This is a genomic window from Variovorax paradoxus (genome assembly GCF_030815975.1).
Lineage (GTDB): Bacteria > Pseudomonadota > Gammaproteobacteria > Burkholderiales > Burkholderiaceae_C > Variovorax > Variovorax paradoxus_N.
In genome coordinates, this window is sequence record NZ_JAUSXL010000002.1 from 5,109,179 (window position 1) to 5,134,660 (window position 25,482).

The following is a 25,482-nucleotide window of genomic DNA, read 5'->3' on the forward strand; positions in this document are numbered from 1 at the left end:
GGCCGGCCTTTCAGGGGCGCGGTTTTCATGGTCGGGCCTTGCAAAGAATTATTCAGGGCGATATCCAAACACACCGCCGTTGGCGGTCACCACCACCACCGTGTTGCCGGCCATCACCGGGGTGACGTCAATGGCGGAGCCATCGGGCGTGACGCGATTGAGCAGCGCACCGTCTTCGCGCGAAACGAAGTGCAGCGTTCCCGTGCTTTCGCCAATCACCAGCGAACGGCCCACCGCGAGCGGCCCGGTCAGGACACGGCTCTTGAAGCGGGTCGATTGCCAGGCGCGCTCGCCATCGGAACGGCGCCAGGCCGTCACGCTGCCATCGGCCTCGGTGCCATAGACGAAGCTTTCGTCGCCGCTCACGCCCTCGGCGCCCACGGCAGGCTTGCTCCAGAGCAGCTGGCCGCGAACCGTGTCGACGCAGCCGACGTTGGCGTAGTAGGCACGGGCGCACACGGTGTCGCCGACACGGCTCACGCTGCCAGTCAGGTCGACCAGGCGCTCCACGTCGTTGGTGCCGCGCGGGGCCGCAATGGGGGCTTCCCAGCGCGAGGTGCCATTGGCCGGATTGATGCCGACCAGCCGGCCGCCGATGCCCGACACCAGGGTGTCGCCCACGGCGATCAGCACGCCCGACTTCTTGAGCACGAGGTTCTCGGCCGTGCGCTGCTGCAGCCAGAGGCGGCGGCCGCTCTGGCCGTCCCAGGCGCTGATGCTGCGGTCGGCGGTCTGCACGAAGACGCGCCGGCCGGCCACCAGCGGCGCGGTGAAGGCCTGGGCCGAGAGCCGCTGCTTCCACAGGACCTTGCCGCCCTCCATGGCCACGAGTTCGTTGTCGGTGGTGACCACCGCGGCCAGCGAACCGTCGCTGCCGACGCCGGCAGCGAGCTTGGCGCCCGCGTTCGCGCGCCAGGTTTCGCGGCCGGCACGGGCGTCGATGGCCACCACGGTGCCGTCGGCGCCGGCCACGGTGACGATGTCGCCGCTGACGTCGGTGGCCAGCGGGAAGCTCACGGCCGGGATGCGCACGCTCCAGGCCTGGCGCACGCCGAACAACGCGGGGTTGGCAGGCAGTTCGGCCGGCTTGGGCTTGCTGGTGCCCGAGCAGGCGGCCAGCATGGCCACCAGAACAATGGCCGAACCTGCACGCAGGGCGGACGACTCAGGCATGAAACGCTTGAAATTCATAGTGCGATCAGGAATTTTTGGGGGCTGCCGGCGTGACCGTGACAGGTGCCAGGCTCTTCGGATCGACGCCGGCGGCGTTGAGCTTGAATTCGACCAGGCGCCGGTAGTCGGACGCCGGGCCAAGGCCGGTCCAGGCCTTGCGGTATTCGGCCTGCGCTTCGGTGCGCTTGCCCTGGGCCATGTAGATGTCGCCCTTGCGATCGGCCACGAGCGGTTCGAATTCCTTGGGCACATTGCCCGACAGCTGCTGAAGCGCTTCGTCGTAGGACTTGCTGTCGAGCAGCTCGGCTGAGAGCCGCAACTTGGCGACGGCCTGGTAGCCCGGATCGACAGCGCTTTGCGCAACCCAGCCGAGCGCGGCCCGCGAGCCCTCGAGGTTGCCCTTCTCGTACAGCGCCTTGGCGGCCAGCAGGCCGGCCTGCTGCGCATAGGCGGTGCTGGCGAAGCGTTCCTTCATGTCGCCCAGCACGCGCTGGATGCGCTCCACATCGCCGGACTGCGCGCTGCGCTCCACCTCGTCGTAGAGGGCCGCGGCCTGCGCCGCCTTGTTGCGCTGGAAATACTGCCAGCCGTTCCAGGCCACGAAGGCCCCGGCCACGAGCAACACCACCCAGGTGATCAGGGTGCCGTAGGTGTTCCAGAAATGCTTGAGCTGGTCGAGCTGTTCCTGTTCGTCGAGATCGAGATGGGTTGCCATGCGTATCAGATGTTGGGAGCCGGCGATTGTAGGGTGGCGGCCCAGGTGGCCGCCTCGGCGAGCGGCCGGGCAGTTTGCGCGCCGCTTCCGTCGCGCAGCGACTTGAGAGTCACTTCGCCGCGTGCAAGTTCATCGGCGCCGAAGATCAGGGCGTAGGTGGCGCCGCTGTTGTCGGCGCGCTTGAACTGCGACTTGAAGCTGCCGAGGCCGTCGACCGTGGCGGCATGCATCTGCACCCGCACGCCGGCATCGCGCAGCTGCTGCAGCGTACGCAGCACCACGGGCATGGCCGCAGCATCGGGCACCACGGCGTAGACGTCGGGCACTGGCGCCGCGATGGCGGCGCCCTGCTCCTTCATGAGGTCGAGCACACGCTCGACGCCGATGGCCCAGCCCACCGCCGGCGCCGGCTTGCCGCCGATCTGTGCGATGAGGTCGTCGTAGCGGCCGCCGGCGCATACGGTGCCCTGCGAGCCGAGGCGATCGGTCACGAACTCGAACACGCTGAGGTTGTAGTAGTCGAGCCCGCGCACCAGCCGCGGATTGATGGTGTACGCCACGCCGTTGGCGTCGAGGATGGCCTTGAGGCCATCGAAGTGGGCCAGCGATTCGGCGCCCAGGAAGTCGATCAGCCGAGGGGCTGACTCGACCACCTCTTTCATGGCCGGGTTCTTGGTGTCGAGGATGCGCAGCGGATTGCTGTGCAGGCGGCGCTTGCCGTCCTCGTCGAGCCTGTCGGCGTACTTTTCGAAGTGGGCAATGAGCTCGGCGCGGTGGAGCGCGCGCTCGGCGGGCTGGCCCAGGCTGTTGAGTTCCAGCCGAACATCGGTGAGGCCGATGGCCTTCCAGAGCGCATTGGCCAGGAGGATCAGCTCGGCATCGACATCGGGCCCGGCAAAGCCGAGCGCCTCGGCGCCGATCTGGTGGAACTGGCGAAAGCGCCCGCGCTGCGGCTTTTCGCGCCGGAACATCGGGCCCGTGTACCAGAGGCGCTTGCCGCCGTCGTACAGCATGTTGTGCTCGATCACCGCGCGCACCAGGCCGGCGGTGTTCTCGGGCCGCAGCGTCAGGTGGTCGTTGTCGCCGTATTTGTCGGAGCGGTCCTGGAAGGAGTACATCTCCTTCTCGACGATGTCGGTCACCTCGCCGATGCCGCGCACGAACAGCGCCGTGTGCTCGAGGATCGGCGTGCGCACATTGCGGTATGCAAAGCGGCCCATCAGGTCGCGCACGGTGGCCTCGAGCCACTCCCAGCGCGCCGATTCGGGCGGCAATATGTCGTTCATGCCTTTGACGGCATTCAGTTTTTCAGCCATGGATCTGCGCAGGTGTCAGGCCAGGGCAGCGTGTTCGCCGCCGAAGCGCTTTTGAATGTAGTTTTCGACGAGCTGGTGAAACTCGTTGGCGATATTGTCGCCGCGCAGCGTGAGCGCCTTTTCGCCGTCGATGAAGACCGGGGCGGCGGGCGCCTCGCCGGTGCCGGGCAGGCTGATGCCGATGTCGGCGTGCTTGCTCTCGCCGGGGCCGTTGACGATGCAGCCCATGACGGCCACCTTCATCGTCTCGACGCCCGGGTACTTGGTGCGCCAGACCGGCATCTGCATGCGCAGGTAGTCGTCGATCTGCTTGGCGAGTTCCTGGAAGGTGGTGCTGGTGGTGCGGCCACAGCCCGGGCAGGCAGTGACGCTCGGCACGAACACGCGCAGGCCCAGCGCCTGCAGGATCTCGTTGGCGATCAGCACTTCCTGCGTGCGCGACTCGCCCGGCTGCGGCGTGAGCGACACGCGGATGGTGTCGCCGATGCCCTCCTGCAGCAGGATGGAAAGCGCCGTGGCCGACGCCACCGTGCCCTTGGTGCCCATGCCGGCCTCGGTGAGCCCCAGGTGCAGCGGATAGTCGCAGCGCTTCGCGAGCTCGCGGTAGACCGAGATCAGGTCCTGCACGCCGCTCACCTTGCACGACAGGATGACCTGGTTGCCGGCCATGCCCATCGATTCGGCCAGCCTGGCGGATTCGATGGCGGAGGTGATCAGCGCCTCGTACATCACCTGCTTCGCATCCCACGGCTCGGCGCGCTGGCTGTTGATGTCCATCAGGCCGGAGAGCAGTTCCTGGTCGAGGCTGCCCCAGTTGACGCCGATGCGAACGGGTTTGTTCCAGCGCATCGCGGCATCGATCATCTGGCCGAACTGGCGGTCGTGCTTGTCGCCCTTGCCCACGTTGCCGGGATTGATGCGGTACTTGCTCAGCGCCTCGGCGCAGGCCGGATAGTCGGTGAGCAGGCGGTGGCCGTTGTAGTGGAAGTCGCCGATCAGCGGCACGTCGATGCCCATGCGGTCGAGCTGCTCGCGGATGTACGGCACCTGGGCTGCCGCCTCCGGCGTGTTGACGGTGATGCGCACCATCTCGGAACCCGCAATGGCGAGCTCCTTCACCTGGATGGCGGTGCCGACGGCGTCGACGGTGTCGGTGTTGGTCATGGACTGCACCCGCACGGGTGCGTCGCCGCCCACCGTCACGGTGCGCGGGCCCCAGACCACCTGGGCCTGGCGCGAACGGCGCGCCTTGGGCGCCGCCGAAGCGATGGGTTGCGGAGTGCAGTCGGTCACGATGTCACCTCGAAACGCGCCACGCCGCCGCCGCGCGTGGCAGGCTTCAGATCGTAAGGCTTTCCGCGCACCTGCACATCGACCGCCGATGCACGCCCCACCACCACCGACAACGGCAGCGCTCCCGACAATGCCACCGTTTCGCCGGCCTTCACGCTGCGGCGCAGCAGTTGCTTGCCGCCGGCTTCGGTGACCGTGATCCAGCATTCCTCGCGCGCGACGAAGACCAGCTGCTGGCTGCTGGCAGGTGCCGCAGCGGCAGCAGGAGGCGAAGCCGCCGCCACAGCGGCCGCGCTGCCCGCCGGCAGGGCTGCGCCGGGCGCGCCCGGCGCCGCGGGTGCAGCCGATATCGGGGGTGCCACCGGCGACACCGGCGCGTTTTCGACGACGACAGACGACCCGCCTGGAGCCGACGCCGCTACTGGCGTCTCGGCCGGTGCGCTGGTGTCGCTGTCGCCACGCGATGTCCAGCGCGACACGGAGGCCCCGACCTGGTCGAAGACCGATTGAGGCAGCCAGAACAGCACGGCCGCGCCGACCAGCAGCAGTACCACGACCGTCAGCAACGCGCGCGACGGAAGCGCACTGGAGCGCCCGCCGTTCCAGCGCGGCGTTCCGGAAACGATATTGCCCTTGAGCGTGCGGTCGGCCACGGCCAGCGCCGCGCGCTGCGCACCCGGCAGCTTCGCGAGCACCGGCGCAGGATCGATGCGCAGGGCTCGGCAGACACTGCTGGCCAGGGCCCGGGCAAAGACCGGATCGGGCAGCGAAGCGATGTCGTCCGCCTCGAGCGCAATGAGCTTCTGCGGCGGCACCTTGAGGGCCGCGGCCACCATTTCGATGTGCAGGCCGTGCGCCTCCCGCGCTTCGCGGAGCATGTCGCCGGCTGTCTTGTGCGTGATGTCGCCTTCTTCTAGCGGCAGCACCACGGAGGTGCCGAACTCCGAAACCCGTTCAGTCATTGAAATTCCCGCGCTCGTACGCTATTGCCTCCCGGGACTGCGGGAAGCGCCGTTGCAGTTGTCCTCCCAACTGCGCCACTGCTTCGCGGTTGTTGAGCCGTCGTTCGATCTTGACGCCGAGCCAGAGCGTTTCGGCACTGGCCGAAGGGCTGTTGTTGACGCGGCGGATGTAGAACTGCGCACGCGACCATTCTTCGCGCTGTGCCAGCAGCGAGGCCAGGTTGAATCCGACCACCGGATTTCCGGCGTCGATCTCGTAGGCCTGCGTGAGACTGCGCTCCGCCTCTGCACGCTGGCCCGCCTTGAGCTGGCAGACGCCCTGCGTCATGAGCGTCTTGGAACGGTCGGTGTAGCTCGGCACCGCGAGTGCCTCCGTGAACTGCTGGGCCGCATCGCCATAGCGGTTCTGCTGGCACAGGAGCCAGCCGTAGTTGTGGCGGGTGTTGGGGTCGCGCGGATTGATGGCAATGGCACGGCGAAAGCTGTCCTCCGCCAGGCCCGCATCCTCGAGCCGCATGTAGACCAGGCCTCGCAGGCTGTAGGCGTCCGCATAGTTGGGGTCGGCAACCAGCGCCTGCTTGATCTCGTCGAGCGCGACGGTGGTCTGGCCGTGCTCGAAGTAGCCGGCGGCGAGCTCCATGCGCAGCCGCGCGCGGCGCTGCCGGCTGCTTTCGTCGGATTCGGTGACCATCTCGGCGCCCTTGGCCGAGCTGGTGTCGGCCAGGCTGGTGGTGGTGGTTCGCGTGTTGACGCAGCCCGCGAGCAGAAACGCCACGGCGACGCCGGCAAAGCCTGCAGCCACCCGTCGCTGCGCGCTCGCGGTCGTCATCGGAAGGGCCATCCTCATTGGGTCAATGCTCCTGGGGGGCGGTCTTGCGAACCGGATGCAAAACAATGGTGCGCTCCGAGCCACGGCGCTGGGCCATGCGTTCGGCCGCGCGGGTACGGTCCTTGACGTCGCCGGCCAGCTGTCCGCAGGCCGCATCGATGTCGTCGCCGCGCGTCTTGCGCACGGTGGTCACGAGGCCGGCCTCGCTCAGCGTCCTGGCAAAGGCCAGCACCCGCGGCTGCGGCGAACGCAGAAGGCCCGAAGCCGGAAACGGATTGAACGGAATCAGGTTGAACTTGCACGACACACCATGGGTGCGAACGAGTTCCACCAGTTGCCTCGCATGCTCGGGCTGGTCGTTGACGCCATCGAGCATGCAGTACTCGAAAGTGATGAAGTCGCGCGGCGCATGCACCAGGTAGCGCTTGCAGGCCTCGAGCAGCTCGGCAATCGGGTACTTGCGGTTGAGCGGCACGAGATCGTCGCGCAGCGCATCGTTGGGCGCATGCAGCGACACGGCCATGGCCACCGGGCAGTCGGCGCCCAGGCGGTCGATCATCGGCACGACGCCGGAGGTCGACACGGTCACGCGCCGGCGCGACAGGCCGTAGGCGTTGTCGTCGAGCATGGTGCGCAGCGCGGGCACCAGCGCCGTGTAGTTCTGCAGCGGTTCGCCCATGCCCATCATCACCACGTTGGAGATGACGCGGTCGTCACGCTTCAGGTGCTTGCGCAGGAAGTGTTCGGCAAACCACAGCTGGGCGACGATTTCGCCCGTGCTCAGGTTGCGGCTGAAGCCCTGATGCCCCGTGGAGCAAAAGCGGCAACCCACCGCACAGCCGGCCTGGGACGACACGCACAGCGTGCCGCGGTCGTCCTCGGGAATGAATACGGCTTCGACGGCATTGCCGTCGCCGACGTCGAACAGCCACTTGATCGTGCCGTCCCTGGATTCGTGCTGCGTCAGGACCGGCAAGGCCTCGACGCGCGCGGTGGTGGCGAGCTTTTCGCGCAGCGACTTGGCCAGATCGGTCATCTGGGCGAAGTCGCTGGCGCCACGCTGGTGGATCCAGCGGAACAGCTGCGTGGCGCGGAATCGCTTCTCGCCGAGCTTTTCGCAGAACGCAGCCAGCCCCTCGAGATCGAATTCGAGCAGATTGGCCGTGGTCATGAAATCAGCTGGCGTCCGGCTTCAGCGCGCGTAGACGTTGAGGCCGGCGAAGAAGAATGCCACTTCGTTCGCGGCGGTTTCAGCGGCGTCCGAGCCGTGCACGGCGTTGGCGTCGATGCTGTCGGCGAAGTCGGCGCGGATGGTGCCCGGGGCCGCCTTCTTGGGGTCCGTGGCGCCCATCAGGTCGCGGTTCTTGGCGATGGCGTCGTCGCCTTCGAGCACTTGCACGAAGACGGGGCCGGAAATCATGAACTCGACCAAGTCCTTGAAGAACGGGCGTTCCTTGTGAACCGCGTAGAACTGCTCGGCTTCGTTGCGCGACAGATGCACCAGCTTGGCGGCAACGATCTTGAGGCCGGCAGCTTCGAAGCGGGAAACGATCTTGCCGATGACGTTCTTGGCGACGGCGTCGGGCTTGATGATGGAAAGGGTACGTTCGATGGCCATTGAGGTGCTTCCTGAGCTTTGATTTTGAAGTGTTTTGTCACAACTGCAACGAATATGTTGCATCGTAGGTCGACAAAGCCTCTGATTTTAACCGGCGCAGCCCCCGGGATTGGTGAAAACCCCGCGAAAGGCTGCGCTGGAGAACTGGCTTTCAGCGCCCGCGGCGCCGATTTCCGCCGGGGCCGCCCTGCCCGCCAAAGCCGCCGCCGGCCGGACCGCCACCGCGGCGCCCCGGTCCCTGCCGCTGCTCCTTGCGCTGGCGGGAAAAGCTGTCGGCACCGATGTAGCCGAGCGAGGTCTTCATCGGATCGGGCTGGTTCGCGCCGCTCGGCGGACGCTCCTCGCCCTGGCGGTTGCCCCGGTTGCTGTTGTTGCTGTTGTTGCTGCCGCGACGGCCTTGCGGCGGCATGCCTGCATTGCCGCCAGCGCCACCGCCTCGGTTGCTACCACGCCCGCCGCGTTCTCCACGCGGCGGCCGGCCGTCGCCCAGCGGATTCGGAATGGGCGCCTCGCGGCCGTCATCGCGCGGATCGCGCATGTCGCGCGGCTGCGGTTGTCCGCCGCCGGCGTTGCGATTGCCGCGCCGCTTCTTGTTGCGTCCGTTGCGCCCGCCGCCGGCGCCTTCCTGGCCCGGCCCGCGTTGCTGCTGCTGCGGACGCGGCGCACCGCCGCCCGAGGCCTGGAACAGCGCGTTGATGTCGCGCTCGTCGAGTTCCATCCAGGCGCCGCGCTTCAGGCCGCGCGGCAGCACCATGGCGCCGTAGCGGATGCGGATCAGCCGGCTGACCGCATGCCCCACCGATTCGAACAGGCGCCGCACTTCGCGGTTGCGGCCTTCGGAGATGGTGACGCGGTACCAATGGTTGGAGCCTTCGCCGCCGCCCTCCTCGATGGTGCCGAACTGGGCCATGCCATCGTCGAGGCGAACGCCTTCGAGCAGCTTCTTCTTTTCCTCGGCATTGAGCGCGCCCAGCACGCGCACGGCGTACTCGCGCTCCAGGCCGAAGCGCGGGTGCATCAACTGGTTGGCAAGATCGCCGGAGCTGCTGAACAGCAGCAGGCCTTCGGTGTTCAGGTCGAGCCGGCCGACCGATTGCCACTTGCCCTGCTGCAGGCGCGGCAGCTTGCGGAACACCGTGGGACGGTTCTGCGGATCGTCGTGCGTCACGACCTCGCCCACCGGCTTGTGGTAGGCGATGACGCGCGGCGGAGGCGGCGCAATGCGGTAGCGGATTGGCTTGCCGTTGATCTTGACCTGGTCGCCGTACTGGATGCGCTGGCCGATGTGGGCCGGCTCGTTGTTCACCGAGATGCGGCCCTGGAGAATGAGCGCTTCCATCTCGAGCCGCGAGCCCAGGCCCGCCTGCGCCAGCACCTTGTGCAGCTTGGGCGAGTCAGCCTCGGGCAGCAGCACGCGCTTGAGCGGCGGGACTTCGGGGCTCTCTTCGTCGGCGTCGAACTGGCCCGAGATGACGTCTGCGAAGCGGATGGGCTCGGGCGGCAGTGCATTGCGCTGCTCGCGCTCGGCGGCGCGGCGCGCGCGGTCGAGGTCGTCCTCTTCCTCGTCGGGTTCTTCTTCCTCTTCCTCTTCTTCGTCGTCGCTGGAGGCGCGGGCATCCTCTTGCACGCGGCGCTCCCGGTGTTCGACGGGCGCAGCGGGCTCGCCGGGCGCGGCCGGCAGGGGGGCGGCGGCAGGGGCCGCATCTGCCGCCTGAGCCACAGGTTCAGAGGCTTCGTCCACGGCAGGCACCCTCGATTCGCCATCCCCGGCCACCGGTTCCACGACTTTTTTCTTGCGTGGAGCGCGCGGCTTCTTTGGAGCCTCGCCCTCGCCGGCTGCTGCCGCGGGCGCGCCCGCTTCGGCGTCCGAAGACTGGCCGGACAGTGCCGCTTTCGCCTTTTTCTTCTTGGATTCTGGCGGGACCGGCACGATGGCCGCGTCGTCGTTGTCGGAGGGGCTCATGGGGTTTTTCCGGGAGGAACAGCGTGGGGATCGGACTCGTCGGGCGACGGTGCTTCGGTTTCGAGCTCGACGGGAGGCTCGGCTTCCGTGGAGGCCGGGATGTCCGCGGGCTCTTCGGGAGAGACCGCGTCCTCGGCGAATTGCGCAGCGGCGGCCTCGGCGGCCTCGACGGCTTCGGGGACCTCGGCCGCGGCCAGGGCAGGTTCTGCGTCTGCTTCGGCGTCGGACATGGCCGAGGCATCGGCGTCGGAGTCGCTCGGAATGTCCATGGGCAGCCCGGGCTGGTTGCCCGACGCCTGGTCGAGCGCGTCGACCAGCGCCGCCTGCTGGGCCGGCGTTTCGATCAGCGGCAGCTGGTCGAGCGATGCGAGGCCGAGGTCGTCGAGGAACTGCCGCGTGGTGGCGTACAGCCCCGGGCGGCCGACGGTTTCGCGGTGGCCGATCACCTCGACCCAGCCGCGATCCTCGAGCTGCTTGAGGATGAGGGAGTTGATGGTGACGCCGCGGATGTCTTCCATGTCGCCGCGCGTGACCGGCTGGCGGTAGGCAATGATGGCCAGCGTTTCGAGCGCAGCGCGGGTGTAGCGCGGTGGCTTCTCGGGATGCAGGCGATCGAGGTGGTCGCGCATCTCGGGCCGGCTCTGGAAGCGCCAGCCGCTGCCGACGCTCACCAGCTCCAGGCCGCGCTGCGCCCAGTCTTCCTGCAGTTCGAGCAACAGCACCTTGATGGTGTCCACGCCCAGCTCGTCGTCGAACAGCACGCGCATGTCGCGCACCGGCAGCGGCTGGCTCGAACAGATCAAGGCGGTTTCGAGAATGCGCTTGGCATCCGCCGTATTCATGGTTTGCGTGATCCGGGAAAAGGCGTCTGGTGGACGCTTGTTCAGAAGGATGAAAGAAGGCGCTGCCGGCACGCGGCGAGTGCAACGCAAGGCCGGCATTGGGGGTGGCCGGCGCGGCCCTCGGGCCGTCAGGCGCGATTGTAATCCAGCCCCAGGGCCTGGAACGCCTGAACCAGATCGGGCGGCGGAAGGGAACGCAATTCCAGCGCCGCTTGCGTGACAGGATGCACGAATGCAAGCCTGAAGGCATGCAGCGCCTGCCGTGCCAGACCCGCGGCCGGAGCCCCACCGTAGAGCGCGTCGCCGATCAGCGGATGCCCGATGGACGCCATGTGCACGCGAATCTGGTGGGTTCGGCCCGTTTCGAGCGTGCACCGCACGGCACAGGCCTGCGCATTGCTGTCCAGCCGCTCGATGAACGTGCGCGCGGTCTTGCCCGCGTGGCGTTCGAGATCGACCACGGCCATGCGCAAACGGTTGCGCGGATCGCGGCCGATGGGCGCGTCGACCTGCCGGGCTGCCGCGCCGGCCCAGGCCTTGTGCCCCAGCGCGAGGTACTGCCGCTTCACCTCGCGCGCCGCGATCAGCGCCACCATGGCATCCATCGCGGCTCGCGTGCGCGCCACGACCATCAGCCCGCTGGTGTCGCGGTCGAGCCGGTGCACGATGCCCGCGCGCGGCAGCAGCGCGGCCTTGGGATCGAGCGCGAGCAGGCCGTTCAGCAGCGTGCCGCTCCAATGGCCGGGCGCCGGATGCACCACCAGGCCGGCCGGCTTGTCGATGATGCGCAGGTGCTCGTCCTCGTGCACTGTGACGATGTCCATGGCCTCGGGCCGGAAGGCCTGGCTCTGGGGCGTGGGCCTCAGTTCGATGCGCCCGGCCTGGCCGGCACGCACGGTGGCGGAAGCCTTCAGGAGCGTGCGCCCTTGCAATTCCACGGCGCCGGCTTCGATCAGCTGTTGCAGATAGTTGCGAGAAAATTCCGGCACCAGGGCGGCCAGCGCGCGGTCCAGCCGCTGGCCGTGCTCGGCCTGGCCCACCGTGAAGGGCCGTAGTTCGCTGGATTCGACCGGGTCGGCGCCCTCGTCGGCCTCGGCGGGGTCGGGAACCATGTCCAGGGGGTCGGTCGATATAATTGAGGGCAACTGTTTCACGAAAGCCGTATGTGATGTTTCGCGCCAAATTATCGGTCCCCTCCTGGATCGCGCTCAGCGCGGCAGCGCTGCTTGCAGCCGGCTGCTCCTCCACCTCCGTCGACAAGACCGCCAACTGGAGCCCCAACCGCATCTACGCCGAAGCCAAGGACGAAGCGGGTTCCGGCGCCTACGACAAGGCCGTGCCGCTGTACGAGAAGCTCGAAGGCCGCGCCGCCGGCACGCCGCTCGCGCAGCAAGCCCAGCTCGAGAAAGCCTACGCCCAGTACAAGTCCGGCGAAAAGGCCAACGCCATCGCCACGATCGACCGCTTCCTGAAGCTGCATCCGGCCAGCCCGGCGATCGACTACGCGCTCTACCTCAAGGGCGTGATCAACTTCAACGACGACCTCGGCATGTTCGCGTTCCTGACGCGCCAGGACCTGTCCGAGCGCGACCAGAAGGCCGCCAAGGAATCGTTCGAATCGTTCAAGGAACTGGCAACGCGCTTCCCCGAGTCGCGCTACACGCCCGACGCGCGCCAGCGCATGAACTACATCGTGAACTCGCTAGCGCAGTACGAGGTGCACGTGGCGCGCTACTACTACTCGCGCGGCGCCTACCTCGCGGCCATCAACCGGGCGCAGCTTGCACTGTCCGACTATCGCGAAGTGCCTGCGCTCGAAGAGGCCCTGTACATCATCGTCCGCTCCTACGATGCGCTCGGCATGAAGGATCTGCGCGACGACGCCCAGCGCGTGCTGACCACCAACTACCCGCAGAGCGAGTACCTAGCGCGCGGCTTCAAGGGCAAGGATGATCCGTGGTGGAAGGTCTGGTAATCCGCTGAAAGAACAAAGCCCTTCGGGGCTTTTTCTTCAAGCCGAGAGCGAATTCCTGAGCTCGCCGATCGCCGCCTCGAAGTCCGCTTCGCTCTCCAGCCGCCGCATCGGCGGCAGCGCTGCCAGCAGCCGCCGGCCATAGCCCATGGCGACCAGGCGGGTGTCGCAAATGGCAAGCACGCCGCTGTCGGTCTCGCGGCGAATCAGCCGCCCCGCTCCCTGCTTCAGCGCCACGGCCGCCTCGGGCAGCGAATAGTCGCTGAACGAACTGCGCCCCTGGGCTTCGAGGCGCTGCGAGCGCGCCTCGACCAGCGGATCGTTGGGCGGAGGGAATGGCAACTTGTCGATCACCACCAGCTGCAACGCGTCCCCGGGTGCATCGAAGCCCTCCCAGAACGATGCGGATGCCACCAGCACGCAGCCGGCGCGCCCGGCATCCGCGCCTTCGCGAAAGCGGTCCATGAGCACGCGCTTGGGCAGTTCGCCCTGCACCAGCACCTCGGGCCGCACATCCGCCTCGAGCCGTTCGAACTGCTGCTTCATCTCGTCGCCGATCGCACGCAACGCGCGCAGCGTGGTCGTCAGCACCAGGGTTCGGCCGCCGAGTTCGGCAGCGCCCCGCGCAGCCAGCTGCGCCACCCGCGTGCTGTGGGCGGCGTCGTTGGGCTTCGGAAAGGCACGCGGCACATAGAGCCCGGCCTGCGCGGCGTAGTCGAAGGGGCTCTGCACCCGGAGCACCTCCGCGTCGCCGAGTCCGCATGGTTCGGTGAACCAGCGCAGCGTGGGTTCGTCGCCCAGCGTGGCGGAGGTGAAAACCCAGGCGCGTCCGTTGTCTTCCGGCGCCGCGCGGCCCTCTTCCTCGTCGCCCTCTTCGCGCGCCGCACCGCTGCCGATCTTGAGCACGCGCGTGCGCATGGCCTCGGCAATGTCGAGCGGCGATTCGACCAGGCGCAATTGCGTGCCCACGTCGACCCAGCGCACCGAATCGGTTTCGCAGGGCAGCGCGAAGCGTGCCGCGCGCTTGGCGAGCTGCTGCGCCCGTTCGTACAGGCGCACGAAATCGGGCGATATCTCGCTCACGGTGTCGAGCCCTTCGGCGGCCATTTCGAAGGCCTGCTGCAGGGCCTCGAGCGCGTCCTGCCAGACCTGCGCGTCGAGGCCTTCCGGCGATGGCCCCACCCAGCGCAGCTTGGTGCCGGGCCACTGCTTGCCGACCGCAAGGCGCAACTCGCGCGCGGCGCGTTCGACGGCTGCCACCAGTTGCTGCCAGTCGACCAATCCGCGCGCATGCTGCAGGCCCGCACCCAGCAGGTCGCGCGCGAAGTCGAGGGCCTGTCCGCTGCCGAGCTGCGCGCCCAGGAACTGCACGCCGGTTTCATTGAGCTGGTGGGCCTCGTCGAACACGACCACGCTCACGGTAGGCAGCAATTCCGCCATGCCGGTCTCGCGCACCGCAAGGTCGGCGAAGAACAGGTGATGGTTGATGACCACCACGTCGGCCGCCAGCGCTTCGCGCCGCGCCAGGTTGACGTGGCAGGGCTTGAACTGCGGGCACTGCGCGCCCAGGCAGTTCTCGCGCGTGGAGGTGATGAGGGGAATGAGCGGCGAGCGCTCGTCCAGCCCGGGCAGCTCGGCCAGGTCGCCGGTTCGCGTGGCCTTGGACCATTGCTCGATCTTGGCGAGCGTTCGCAGGCTGCCGCGCTCGGGCAGCGACGCATCGTGGCGCGCCAAGTCGAGTCGGTGCAGGCACAGGTAGCTCGCGCGGCCCTTGAGCAATGCCGTTCGCACCGGCAGTTCGAGCGCCTCGACCAGGCGCGGCAGGTCGCGACCGAACAATTGGTCCTGCAGGGTCTTGGTGGCGGTCGACAGCAGCACGCGCTCGCCGCTCAGCAGCGCCGGCACGAGGTACGAGAAAGTCTTGCCCACGCCGGTGCCGGCCTCGACCACCAGCACGCCGCCGTCCTCGATGGTGCGGGCGACGGCCAGCGCCATCTCGGTCTGCCCCGAACGCTCGCGGAACTGTTCGGCTGCACGCGACAGGACGCCGCCCTGCGCGAAGGCGTCGCGCACCTTGTCCTCGAGTGTTTCGCTCACGCGGGTTCTCTCGGATCGAGCACGTTCTCGAGCCGCGCGATCTGGTCGCGCAGCGCAAGGCGGCGCTTCTTCAGGCGCCGCAGCAGCAGCTCGTCCTGCGGCAAGGCGTCGGCCAGGCGGTCGATGGTGGCGTCGAGGTCGGCGTGTTCGATGCGCAGCTCGATCAATTGGCGGGAAAGGGAGTGAAGATTGGAGTCCAACGTTGGCGCTGCGAACGTATTCCGCCCGCAGCTCGTGTTCACTCGATAATACGTCCTGGTACGAATCCACGAGAAGACAGAAAGCGCGCCATTGGCGCATTTGCGCTCATGACACAAGGCTTTCGGCTTGCCGCCGCCACCGGTCTCCACAAGGGAGACCGCCCCTATCAGCAGGACCAGGTTCTGATGATGAGCCATCCGCGCGTGCCCGGCTGCATGCTCGGCATCATTGCCGACGGCATGGGCGGGCGCAGCGGCGGGCGCAAGGCCTCCGACCAGGTGCTGATGACGGCGCGCCAGCTGTTCACGCGCTACCACCCCGACCGCGACAGTTCGCCGGCCGTGCTGCGGCAGTTGCTGGAAGACGCGCACACGGTCATCAAGCTCACGGCCCTGTCGAGCGAGCAGGAGCCGCACAGCACGCTGGCGGCCTTTCTGATGAACCCCAGGGGCGACTGTGCGTGGATCCACGCGGGCGACTCCCGCATCTACCACTTCCAGGATGGCGAGCTCGTCACGCGCACACGCGACCATTCGTACGTCCAGGTGCTCGTCGACCGCGGCGAAATCACCGAGGCCGAGGCCAACGTCCACCCCAAGGGCAATATCCTCCTCGGATGCCTGGGCATGACCACGACGCCCCCGCCCATCGAGCCGCACTACATCCCCGCGATGCAGCCAGGCGACCTGCTGATGGCCTGCAGCGACGGGCTCTGGCACTACTTCAGCCCCGAGGAGCTGGCCAGCGTCCTGTACGCGGAGCCGCCGCGCGAAGCGGTGGAAATCCTGGTGGGAGAAGCGCGCCGCCGCGCGCGCGGCACGGGCGACAACATCTCGATTGCCGTGCTGAAGCTCGAGGAGCTTCCCCAAGACTGAGCGCCGCCGATCGGCTTCCGGCGGCAAGGCTCAGCGGCTGGGCGCCGAAGCCGGTGAGGCCGGCGGCGCGGGCAAGGGTGCGCCGCGCGGCTTGGTGCGCTCGGCGTTCTGCCGTTCGCGGCTGGCCCGGTGCTCGGCCGCCTTTTGCTGCTTGCTTTCGAAGCGTTCTGCCGCCGCGGGCGCCTCGGCGCGCCGCTGGGCGGCCTTGGCCTGCTCGTCGGCGTGGGCCTTCTGCTTGGCCTCCAACTCGCGCTGGCGCTCCTGCGCCTCGGCCGCCGTGGCCGCGCGGCTCTGCGCATGATCTGCCGCGCGCTGCTCGCGGTCCTGCTGCGCCTTGCGAGCCTCGTCCTGCTTCTCGGGCGTGTCCTGCGGGCGCCGCGTGGCGGCCTTCTGGTCGAGCTTCTCGAGTTCGGCCGCACCGCGGCGCTGGCGCTCGATGTCGTTGATGGCCGATTCCTGGCGCTTGATGTGATCGGTTTCGGCGCGCCGGCGCTGGCGGCTGTCGCGCAGGCAGTCTTCCACGGCGAACTTCTGATAGCAGGCGGCGCGCTCCTTGTCGAAGCGCGCCTCGATGGCAGCGCGCTCGGCGGCCAGCCTGCTGCGCTCCGCTTCGAAATTTGCATTGCCTGCGGCCGCGTTGGACTGCGCCCACAGCGGCAGGCTGCCCAAGGTCATCAGCACGGCGAGAACGATATTTTTCATGTCAGTCGAGTGTCCACGATGCGGCGTTCCAGGGAGAGGAACTCGCTCGATTGCATTTCGGTGAGCCTGGAAACCGTTCGCGGGAATTCATGCGCCAGCGGCCCCTCGGTGTACAACGCCTCCGGCGGTACCTCGGCCGACATGATGAGCTTGACGCGCCGGTCGTACAAGACGTCGACCAGCCAGGTGAAACGGCGTGCTTCAGACGCCATGCGCACCGGCATGTGCGGCACGTCGGACAGCAGCACCGTGTGGAACTGGCTCGCGATCTCGAGATAGTCGTTCTGCGAGCGCGGTCCGCCGCAGAGCGTCTTGAAGTCGAACCACACCACGCCGCCGGCCTTGCGCCTGGCGCGGATCTCGCGCTGCTCGATGTGCAGGACCGGGTTTTCGTCGGCCGTCTCGGCCAGTCTGTCGAAAGCCTTGCGCATCTCCTTTTCGGCCGACGCATCGTTGGGCGTCAGGTACATGCGCAGTTGCTCGAGCGTGCGGCGCCGGTAGTCGGTGCCGTTGTCCACGCTCAGCACCTCGAGCTTCTGGTTGAGCAGCGCGATCGCGGGCAGGATGCGGTCGCGGTGCAGCCCGCCGGGGTACAGATCGTCGGGCTTGAAATTGGAGGTGGTGACAAAGCCGACGCCGTTCTCGAACAGCGCCACCAGCAGGCGGTGAAGAATCATCGCGTCGGTGATGTCCGCCACGTGGAACTCGTCGAAGCAGATCAGCTTGTAGCGCCTGGAGATGCGCAGCCCCAGTTCGTCGAGCGGGTTGACCGTGCCCTGCAGCTCGCGCAGTTCGCGGTGCACTTCGCGCATGAACTCGTGGAAGTGCAGCCGCGTCTTGCGCCGCAGCGGCACCGCGTTGAAGAACAGGTCCATCAGGAAGCTCTTGCCCCGCCCGACGCCACCGTACATGTAGACGCCGCGCGGCAGCTCGGGCCGGTTGATGAACTTCTTCAGCGCGTTGGAGCGCTGGGCCTTGTAGTCGCCCCACTCGCGCGCGCAGCGATCCAGCGCTTCCACGGCGCGCAGCTGCGCGGGATCGCTCTGGAACCCGCGCACGGCGAGTTCCGCCTCATAGGCCTGTTTGACGCTGGTCAAAGGATCAGAAGTTCAGCGTGCGCTTGTCCACGGCAAGTGCCGCTTCCTTCGTGGCTTCCGACAGCGACGGATGCGCATGGCAGATGCGCGCGATGTCTTCGGCGCTGGCCTTGAACTCCATCGCCACCACGGCTTCGGAGATCAGCTCGCTGGCCTGCGGGCCCACGATGTGCACGCCCAGGATCTCGTCGGTGGCAGCGTCGGCCAGGAACTTGACCATGCCGGTCGTGTCGCCCAGCGCGCGCGCGCGGCCGTTCGCGAGGAACGGGAAGGTGCCGGCCTTGTAGGCGCGGCCCGCGGCCTTGAGCTGCTGTTCGGTCTGGCCGACCCACGCGATCTCGGGGTTGGTGTAGATCACCCACGGCACGGTGTTGAAGTTGACGTGGCCGTGCTGGCCCGCAATGCGCTCCGCCACGGCAACGCCCTCTTCCTCGGCCTTGTGCGCGAGCATCGGGCCGCGCACCACGTCACCGATGGCCCACACGTTGGGCAGGCTGGTCTTGCAGTCGTCGTCCACGGCGATGGCGCCGCGCTCGTCGAGCTTCAGGCCCACGGCTTCGGCATTCAGGCCGATGGTGTTGGGCACGCGGCCGATCGAGACGATCAGCTTGTCGACTTCGAGCGTCTGGGCCTCGCCCTTGGCGTTGGTCCAGGCCACGCTCACGCCCTTCTTGGACGACTTGATCTCGCCGACCTTGACGCCGAGTTCGATCTTGAGCTTCTGCTTGTCGAAGGCCTTCTTGGCTTCCTTGGCGATCTGCTCGTCGACCGCGCCGAGGAAGGTCGGCAGCGCTTCGAGCACCGTGACTTCCGCGCCGAGGCGGCGCCACACCGAGCCCATTTCAAGGCCGATGACGCCCGAGCCGATCAGGCCCAGCTTCTTGGGCACCGCACCGATGCGCAGCGCGCCGTCGTTCGAGAGGATGTTCTCCTCGTCAAACGGCGCACCCGGCAGCGCGCGGGCGTTGGAGCCCGTGGCCAGGATGATGTGCTTGCCGCTGATCGACTCTTCGGCGGCGCCCGCCACCTTGATCTCGTAGCCGGCTTCGCCCGCCTTCACGAACGAGCCGCGGCCATGGAAGAAGGTGATCTTGTTCTTCTTGAACAGGTACAGGATGCCGTCGTTGTTCTGCTTCACGACCTGGTCCTTGCGGGCCAGCATCTTGTCGAGGTCGAGGCCGAGGCCTTCGACCTTGATGCCGTGGTCGGCAAAGTGGTGGCCGGCCTGGTCGAAGTGCTCCGACGATTGCAGCAGCGCCTTCGACGGAATGCAGCCGACGTTGGTGCAGGTGCCGCCCGGTGCCGGGCCGCCCTTGCCGTTCTTCCACTCGTCGATACAGGCGACGTTGAAGCCGAGTTGTGCTGCGCGGATCGCGGCGATGTAGCCGCCGGGGCCGCCGCCGATGACGACGACGTCGAATTGCTTGTTTGCCATCTGATGCTTCCCCCTCAGATGTCGAACAGCAGGCGCGACGGATCTTCCAGCGCTTCCTTCATGGCGACCAGGCCCAGCACGGCTTCGCGGCCGTCGATGATGCGGTGGTCGTAGCTCATGGCAAGGTAGTTCATCGGGCGGATCACGATCTGGCCGTTCTCGACCACGGCGCGGTCCTTGGTGGCGTGCACGCCGAGGATGGCCGACTGGGGCGGGTTGATGATCGGGGTCGAGAGCATCGAACCGAAGGTGCCGCCGTTCGAGATGGAGAAGGTGCCGCCGGTCATCTCTTCGATGCCGAGCTTGCCGTCCTGCGCCTTCTTGCCGTATTCGGCGATCTTCTTCTCGATGTCGGCAAAGCTCATCTGGTCGGCGTTGCGCAGGATCGGCACCACCAGGCCGCGCGGCGAGCCGACGGCAATGCCGATGTCGAAGTAGCCGTGGTACAGGATGTCGTTGCCGTCGACCGAGGCGTTGATCACCGGGTATTTCTTGAGCGCATGCACCGCGGCTTTCACGAAGAAGCTCATGAAGCCGAGCTTCACGCCGTGTTCCTTGGTGAAGTTGTCCTGGAAGCGCTTGCGCAGTTCCATGACGGGCGCCATGTTCACTTCATTGAAGGTGGTGAGGATGGCATTGGTCGACTGCGACTGGATCAGGCGCTCGGCGATGCGGGCGCGCAGGCGGCTCATCGGCACACGCTGCTCGGGGCGTTCGCCCAGGTCGGGTGCGCTGGTGGGCGCGGCGACCTGCGCCAGCGCGGGCTTGGCAGCGGGTGCGGCGATGGTGGCCGCGGGCTTGGCGCCCGAAGCCACGGCGCCGAGCACGTCGCCCTTGGTGACGCGGCCGTCCTTGCCGGTGCCGGCGACGTCGCTGGTCTTCAGGTTGTTGTCGGCCAGCAGCTTGGCGGCAGCGGGCATGGCGACGTCCGACTTCGAACCGCCGGTGGCGGCGGCAGCCGCTGCGGGCGCAGCTGCCGCGGCCGGGGCGGCGGCGGGTGCTGCGGCAGGCGCTGCAGCACTTGCCTTGCCTTCGGTGTCGATCTTCGCGATCAGCTGGTCGGCCACCACGGTGGCGCCATCGGGCTGCACGATTTCAGCCAGCACGCCAGCCGAGGGTGCGGGCACTTCCAGCACGACCTTGTCGGTCTCGATCTCGATCAGGATTTCATCGACGGCGACGGCTTCGCCGGCCTTCTTCTTCCAGGTGAGCATGGTGGCTTCGGCCACGGATTCGGAAAGCTGGGGGACTTTGACTTCTACGATAGACATTTGGAGTGGGCTCCGTTTTGTTCTTCAGGTGTTCGTGTGAAAAGAGGCTTGTAATTACTTGGTCAGCACGAAGCCCTTGAGCTTGCCAAATGCGCCATCGACCAGCGCCTTCTGCTGTTCCTGGTGCAGGTGCGAGTAGCCGACTGCAGGCGATGCCGAAGCGGCACGGCCGGAGTAGCCGAGCTTCTGGCCTTCCTGCATGTTCTCGTGGATGTAGTGCTGCACGAAGAACCAGGCCCCCTGGTTCTGCGGCTCGTCCTGGCACCAGACCACGTCGGCGAGGTTCGGGTACTTCTTGATCTCGGCGGCGAAGGCCTTGTGCGGGAACGGATAGAGCTGCTCGACGCGGATGATTGCCACGTCGTCGTTGCCCTGTTCTTCGCGCTTCTTGGCCAGGTCGTAGTAGACCTTGCCCGAACAGGCGACCAGGCGCTTGACCTTCTCGGCCTTCAGGCCCTTGCTGTCCGGAATGACCGTCTGGAAGCCACCCTTGGTGAACTCGGACAGCGGCGAGGTCGCGTCCTTGTTACGCAGCAGCGACTTCGGCGTCATGATGATCAGCGGCTTGCGCAGGTTGCGCACCATCTGGCGGCGCAGCACGTGGAAGATCTGGCTGGCCGTGGTGGGCTGCACCACTTGCATGTTGGTGTCGGCGCTCAGCTGCATGAAACGCTCCAGGCGCGCCGAGCTGTGCTCGGGGCCCTGGCCTTCGTAGCCGTGCGGCAGCATCATGGTCAGGCCGTTGACGCGGCCCCACTTCACTTCGCCCGAGGCGATGAACTGGTCGATCACCACCTGGGCGCCGTTCACGAAGTCGCCGAACTGGGCTTCCCAGATCACGAGGGTGTTGGGGTCGTTCGAGGCGTAGCCGTATTCGAATGCGAGCACGGCTTCTTCCGACAGGATCGAGTCGATCACCACGAACGGTGCCTGGTTCTCGGCCACGTTCTGCAGCGGCGTGTAGGTGCCTTCGTCGAACTTCTCGCGGTTCTGGTCGTGCAGCACGGCATGGCGGTGCGTGAACGTGCCGCGGCCCGAGTCTTCGCCCGACAGGCGCACCGGGTAGCCGCTGGCCACCAGCGAGGCGTAGGCCATGTGCTCGCCCATGCCCCAGTCGACGTTCACGTCGCCGCGGCCCATGGCGGCGCGGTCGTCCAGCACCTTCTTCACGAGCGGGTGCACCGTGAAGCCGGCCGGCACCGTGGTGATCTTCTCGGCCAGGCGCTTCCACTCGCTGGATGGAATGGCGGTGTCGCCGGCATCGGTCCATTTCTTGTTGAGGTACGGATTCCAGTCGACGGCGTACTTGCTCTTGAAGTTCGTGAGCACCGGGTCGACCGTGTTGCGGCCTTCGTCGAAGGCGGCGCGCTGCGCCTTGACCATGTCGTCGCCGAGCGTGGCGCCCAGGCCCTGCGTCGCCAGCTTGTCGGCGTACAGCTTGCGCGTGCCGGGGTGCTGGGCGATCTTCTTGTACATGAGCGGCTGCGTGAGCGAGGGGGTGTCCTGCTCGTTGTGGCCGAGCTTTCGGAAGCAGATGATGTCGACCACCACGTCCTTCTGGAACTCCATGCGGAACTCGAGGGCGAGCTGGGTGGCGAGCACCACGGCCTCGGGATCGTCGCCGTTCACGTGCAGCACCGGCGCCTCGATCATCTTGACGATGTCGGTGCAGTACAGCGTCGAGCGGCTGTCGCGCGGGTCGCTGGTGGTGAAGCCGATCTGGTTGTTGATGACGATGTGCACCGTGCCGCCCGTGAAGTAGCCACGGGTCTCGGCCAGCGCCAGCGTTTCCATCACGACGCCCTGGCCCGCGAAGGCGGCGTCGCCGTGCACGAGCACGGGCAGCACCTGCTTGCCCTGCGGGTCGGCGCGGCGGTCCATGCGGGCGCGCACCGAGCCTTCGACCACGGGGTTGACGATTTCAAGGTGCGAGGGATTGAACGCAAGGCTCAGGTGCACCGGGCCGCCGGGCGTGGTCACGTCCGAGCTGAAGCCCTGGTGGTACTTGACGTCGCCGCTCGGCAGGTCTTCGGGCGCGGTGTGGTCGAACTCGGCGAACAGGTCGGCCGGCATCTTGCCGAGCGAGTTGACCAGCACGTTGAGGCGGCCGCGGTGGGCCATGCCGATCACGATTTCCTGCACGCCCTTGATGCCGGCCTGGTTGATCAGCTCGTCCATCGAGACGATGAAGCTTTCGCCGCCTTCGAGCGAGAAGCGCTTCTGGCCCACGTACTTGGTATGCAGGAAGCGCTCGAGCCCTTCGGCTGCGGTCAGGCGGTTCAGCACATGCTTCTTCTGGTCCGCATTGAGCTGCGGATTGGTGCGGGCGCTTTCGAGCTTCTGCTGCCACCAGCGCTTGTGGTTCTGGTCGGTGGTGTACATGTACTCGGCGCCGATGGTGCCGCAGTACGTTTCGCGCAAGGCATTGAGCAGGTCGCGCAGCGACATGGCCTCCTTGCCGAAGAAGGTGTTGCTGGTGTTGAACACCGTCTCGAGGTCCGCATCGGCGAAGCCGTAGAACGAGGGCTCGAGTTCCGGGATGGCCGGACGCTCGGCGCGCTTGAGGGGGTCGAGGTCGGCCCAGCGGGCGCCGACGTTGCGGTAGGCGGCGATCAACTGCTGGACGGCGGTGCGCTTGCGGCCGAGCTCGGAATCCGCGCCGCTGGCCTGCACGACCTTGGTGGTGCCCTGCTTCGCGCGTTCGGCAAAAGCGTTGATCACCGGCTGGTGCGGAACGTCCCGGGTGTTGGAGCCGTCGACCGCGGGCACGTTCTGCAGGGCGTCGAAATACGAGCGCCAGTTGTCGGGCACGCTGCCGGGATTGGTGAGGTAGTTTTCGTACATCTCCTCGACATAGGGCGCATTGCCGCCGAAGAGGTACGTGTTGCCCTGATACGCGGCATACGCCGTGGGCTTGGAGGAATCGCTCATGATCCGCTGACCTTCGCTTCCCTGAAGGAAGCACTAGCTGGTTAAGAAAACCTTCCGCGACACGGCTGAACCGATTGGCGGATGCGACTGTGGCTGGGGAAGGGCCTGAGTACCTTCGCATTGTGCCACGTCGAACATATGGCGGCTCGACGCGGCTTCGCAAGGCGCGGTTTCGCTCATTCAGCCGAAAGAAAGCAACTGCCTGATCTGCTGCAGGGTGGCCGGGTCGTCGAGGGTGGTCAGGTCGCCCGGATCGCGCTGCTCGCACACGGCCTGGATGGCGCGGCGCAGCAGCTTGCCGCTGCGCGTCTTGGGCAGGCCCGAGACGAAGCGCACGCGGGCGGGCCGCGCCAGCGCGCCGAGCTGGTCGGCCACCACTTTCATGATCTCGCCTTCGAGCTTGCGCGCCGCGTCGGCATCGGTCACGGCGATGCCGTCCTTCGGCACCACGAAAGCCATCGCCACCTGGCCCTTGAGCACATCGGCCACGCCCACCACCGCGACCTCGGCCACATTGGGGTGGCCCGAGATGCTCTCCTCGATCTCGCGCGTGCCGAGGCGGTGGCCGGCGACGTTGATCACGTCGTCGGTGCGCCCGAGGATGTAGAAATAGCCGTCCTCGTCGCGAATGCCCCAGTCGAAGGTCGAATAGACCATCCTGCCGGGCACGCTCTTCCAGTAAGTGTCGACGAAGCGCGCATCGTCCTTCCACACGGTCTGCATGAAGCCGGGGGGGGTCGGCCCTTCGACCACGACCACGCCCTTTTCATTGGGGGCGGTCAATTCCTCGCCGGTCGATTCGTGCAGGATCTTGATGCGGTAGCCGTACATCGGAACACCGGGGCTGCCGAACTTGCTCGGCTTGGCCTCGACGCCGTTGGCAATGGTGATCATCGGCCAGCCCGACTCGGTCTGCCAGTAGTTGTCGATGATCGGCACGCCCAGGCCTTCGCTGATCCAGCGCGCGGTGGGCTCGTCGAGCGGCTCGCCCGCCAGGAACAGCGCGCGCAGGCTCGAGAGGTCGTATTTCTTCAGCAGCGCCGGGTCCTGCTTCTTGAGCACGCGCACCGCGGTGGGCGCGCTGAACATCACCGTCACCTTGTATTTCTCGACCAGGCGCCACCAGATGCCGCCGTCGGGCTGCCGGTCGATGCCCTGCGTGGGCAAGCCCTCGTACAGGATGGTGGCCATGCCGGCGATCAGCGGGCCGTAGACGATGTAGCTATGGCCCACCACCCAGCCGATGTCGCTGGTCGAGAAATAGGTTTCGCCGGGCCGGCCGTCGAAGATGTGCTTCATGCTCGCGGCCAGCGCCACGGCATAGCCGCCCACGTCGCGTTGCACGCCCTTGGGCTTGCCGGTGGTGCCGCTGGTGTAGATGGTGTAGCTGATGTCGGTGGCAGCCAGCCACGTGCAGGGCACCTGGGCATCGAGGTGCCTTTGCCGGAGTTCGCCCGCCAGATGGTCGCGGCCGGCCATCAGGTGCATGGGCGCCAGGCCGCGGTCGGTCAGCAGCACCGCGGCCGGCTTGTACTTCGACAACCGGATCGCCTCGTCGAGCAGCGGCTTGTACGCAATGACCTTGCCGCCGCGCGAGCCGGCATCGGCGCTCACGACCACCTTGGGCTCGGCGTCTTCGATGCGCGTGGCCAGCGAGCCGCTCGCGAAGCCGCCGAACACCACGCAGTGGATGGCGCCGATGCGCGCGCAGGCCAGCATCGCGAAGGCAGCCTCGGGAATCATCGGCATATAGATGAGCACACGGTCGCCCTTCCCCACGCCCAGTTCGATCAGGCTGGCGGCGGTGCGCTGCACCTCGGCGTGCAGTTCCTTGAAGCTGTAGCTCTTCTCGACGCCGGTTTCGGTGGAAACGAAGATCAGCGCGGGCTGGTCGCCGCGTGTGGCCAAGTGCCGGTCGACGGTGTTGTGGCACAGGTTTGTGGTGCCGCCCACGAACCAGCGCGCGAACGGCGGCTGGCTGTCATCGAGGATCTGCTCAGCGGGGGTCTGCCAGTCGATCAGCTTCGCCTGCTCGGCCCAGAAGGCCTCGGGCGCATCGACAGACTGGCGATAGAACTCTTCGTAGCGGCTCATCTGGATATGTCTCCTGTTATTCGTCCGGCCCTGGCGGCATCGCCAAAACTGAATTCATAATTATGGAGACCGATCTTGCAGCAAGCTGACGGCCGG

General features: G+C 67.2%; 21 protein-coding genes. 2 read left to right on the top strand and 19 right to left on the bottom strand.

Going from position 1 to position 25,482, the window contains the following annotated elements; all coding sequences use genetic code 11:
* Positions 1-48 precede the first annotated feature (48 nt).
* The 11 genes from bamB to QFZ47_RS27915 all read right to left on the bottom strand — a co-directional run bounded on the left by bamB (position 49) and on the right by QFZ47_RS27915 (position 11,823).
* A complete protein-coding gene (gene bamB / locus QFZ47_RS27865; protein ID WP_307658706.1) occupies positions 49-1,191 on the bottom strand; it encodes an outer membrane protein assembly factor BamB in 1,143 nt (380 codons plus the stop codon).
* Positions 1,192-1,198: 7 nt separating this feature from the next.
* Positions 1,199-1,888 carry a YfgM family protein gene (locus tag QFZ47_RS27870; RefSeq protein ID WP_307658707.1) on the bottom strand — a complete coding sequence of 230 codons (690 nt, stop codon included), beginning with the start codon at positions 1,886-1,888 and terminating at the stop codon, positions 1,199-1,201.
* Positions 1,889-1,893: 5 nt separating this feature from the next.
* On the bottom strand, positions 1,894-3,204 hold the full coding sequence (gene hisS / locus QFZ47_RS27875; protein WP_307658708.1) for a histidine--tRNA ligase: 1,311 nt from the start codon (positions 3,202-3,204) through the stop codon (positions 1,894-1,896).
* Between the two features lie 15 nt (positions 3,205-3,219).
* Positions 3,220-4,497: a flavodoxin-dependent (E)-4-hydroxy-3-methylbut-2-enyl-diphosphate synthase gene (gene ispG, locus QFZ47_RS27880; RefSeq protein WP_307658709.1), complete on the bottom strand. Its 1,278-nt coding sequence runs from the start codon at positions 4,495-4,497 to the stop codon at positions 3,220-3,222.
* Complete coding sequence (locus tag QFZ47_RS27885; protein WP_307658710.1) at positions 4,494-5,459, bottom strand: helix-turn-helix domain-containing protein; 966 nt, start codon at positions 5,457-5,459, stop codon at positions 4,494-4,496. The genes ispG and QFZ47_RS27885 overlap by 4 nt, the downstream gene beginning before the upstream one ends.
* The gene (pilW, locus tag QFZ47_RS27890) at positions 5,452-6,306 is read right to left on the bottom strand and encodes a type IV pilus biogenesis/stability protein PilW (RefSeq protein WP_307658711.1); all 855 of its coding nucleotides are present in this window, start codon (positions 6,304-6,306) and stop codon (positions 5,452-5,454) included. The genes QFZ47_RS27885 and pilW overlap by 8 nt, the downstream gene beginning before the upstream one ends.
* A 4-nt stretch (positions 6,307-6,310) precedes the next feature.
* Positions 6,311-7,459, bottom strand: coding sequence for a dual-specificity RNA methyltransferase RlmN (rlmN, locus tag QFZ47_RS27895; protein WP_307658712.1), 1,149 nt, complete (start codon positions 7,457-7,459; stop codon positions 6,311-6,313).
* Between the two features lie 21 nt (positions 7,460-7,480).
* Positions 7,481-7,906 carry a nucleoside-diphosphate kinase gene (ndk, locus tag QFZ47_RS27900; protein WP_307658713.1) on the bottom strand — a complete coding sequence of 142 codons (426 nt, stop codon included), beginning with the start codon at positions 7,904-7,906 and terminating at the stop codon, positions 7,481-7,483.
* Positions 7,907-8,057: 151 nt separating this feature from the next.
* Positions 8,058-9,869: a pseudouridine synthase gene (locus QFZ47_RS27905; RefSeq protein WP_307658714.1), complete on the bottom strand. Its 1,812-nt coding sequence runs from the start codon at positions 9,867-9,869 to the stop codon at positions 8,058-8,060.
* Positions 9,866-10,711 (bottom strand): SMC-Scp complex subunit ScpB, encoded by an 846-nt coding sequence (gene scpB, locus QFZ47_RS27910; protein WP_307658715.1) that lies wholly within the window; start codon positions 10,709-10,711, stop codon positions 9,866-9,868. The genes QFZ47_RS27905 and scpB overlap by 4 nt, the downstream gene beginning before the upstream one ends.
* A 128-nt stretch (positions 10,712-10,839) precedes the next feature.
* Positions 10,840-11,823 carry an RluA family pseudouridine synthase gene (locus QFZ47_RS27915; protein WP_307659034.1) on the bottom strand — a complete coding sequence of 328 codons (984 nt, stop codon included), beginning with the start codon at positions 11,821-11,823 and terminating at the stop codon, positions 10,840-10,842.
* Positions 11,824-11,879: 56 nt separating this feature from the next.
* On the opposite strand from QFZ47_RS27915, the gene QFZ47_RS27920 reads away from it, so the two are divergent.
* A complete protein-coding gene (locus QFZ47_RS27920) occupies positions 11,880-12,686 on the top strand; it encodes an outer membrane protein assembly factor BamD (RefSeq protein WP_047785080.1) in 807 nt (268 codons plus the stop codon).
* Between the two features lie 36 nt (positions 12,687-12,722).
* Here the strand turns inward: QFZ47_RS27920 and yoaA are convergent, their stop codons facing one another.
* Positions 12,723-14,780, bottom strand: a complete 2,058-nt coding sequence (gene yoaA, locus QFZ47_RS27925; protein WP_307658716.1) for a DNA repair helicase YoaA — start codon at positions 14,778-14,780, stop codon at positions 12,723-12,725.
* Entirely contained in the window at positions 14,777-14,980 is a 204-nt protein-coding gene (locus QFZ47_RS27930) for a DUF465 domain-containing protein (protein ID WP_307658717.1), read from the bottom strand. Before QFZ47_RS27930 ends, yoaA begins: the two co-directional genes overlap by 4 nt.
* 108 nt (positions 14,981-15,088) lie before the next feature.
* On the opposite strand from QFZ47_RS27930, the gene QFZ47_RS27935 reads away from it, so the two are divergent.
* Complete coding sequence (locus QFZ47_RS27935; protein WP_307658718.1) at positions 15,089-15,856, top strand: PP2C family protein-serine/threonine phosphatase; 768 nt, start codon at positions 15,089-15,091, stop codon at positions 15,854-15,856.
* A gap of 30 nt (positions 15,857-15,886) precedes the next feature.
* Here the strand turns inward: QFZ47_RS27935 and QFZ47_RS27940 are convergent, their stop codons facing one another.
* From QFZ47_RS27940 to QFZ47_RS27965, 6 genes are all read right to left on the bottom strand, one after another.
* Positions 15,887-16,558, bottom strand: coding sequence for a hypothetical protein (locus tag QFZ47_RS27940; protein ID WP_307658719.1), 672 nt, complete (start codon positions 16,556-16,558; stop codon positions 15,887-15,889).
* Entirely contained in the window at positions 16,555-17,655 is a 1,101-nt protein-coding gene (zapE, locus tag QFZ47_RS27945) for a cell division protein ZapE (protein WP_307658720.1), read from the bottom strand. The genes QFZ47_RS27940 and zapE overlap by 4 nt, the downstream gene beginning before the upstream one ends.
* A gap of 4 nt (positions 17,656-17,659) precedes the next feature.
* Entirely contained in the window at positions 17,660-19,090 is a 1,431-nt protein-coding gene (lpdA, locus tag QFZ47_RS27950) for a dihydrolipoyl dehydrogenase (protein WP_307658721.1), read from the bottom strand.
* A 14-nt stretch (positions 19,091-19,104) separates the two neighbouring features.
* Positions 19,105-20,361 (bottom strand): 2-oxoglutarate dehydrogenase complex dihydrolipoyllysine-residue succinyltransferase, encoded by a 1,257-nt coding sequence (odhB, locus tag QFZ47_RS27955; RefSeq protein ID WP_307658722.1) that lies wholly within the window; start codon positions 20,359-20,361, stop codon positions 19,105-19,107.
* 54 nt (positions 20,362-20,415) lie between these two features.
* Complete coding sequence (locus QFZ47_RS27960; protein ID WP_307658723.1) at positions 20,416-23,292, bottom strand: 2-oxoglutarate dehydrogenase E1 component; 2,877 nt, start codon at positions 23,290-23,292, stop codon at positions 20,416-20,418.
* Between the two features lie 180 nt (positions 23,293-23,472).
* A complete protein-coding gene (locus tag QFZ47_RS27965; RefSeq protein WP_307659035.1) occupies positions 23,473-25,440 on the bottom strand; it encodes a propionate--CoA ligase in 1,968 nt (655 codons plus the stop codon).
* Between the last annotated feature and the right edge of the window lie 42 nt (positions 25,441-25,482).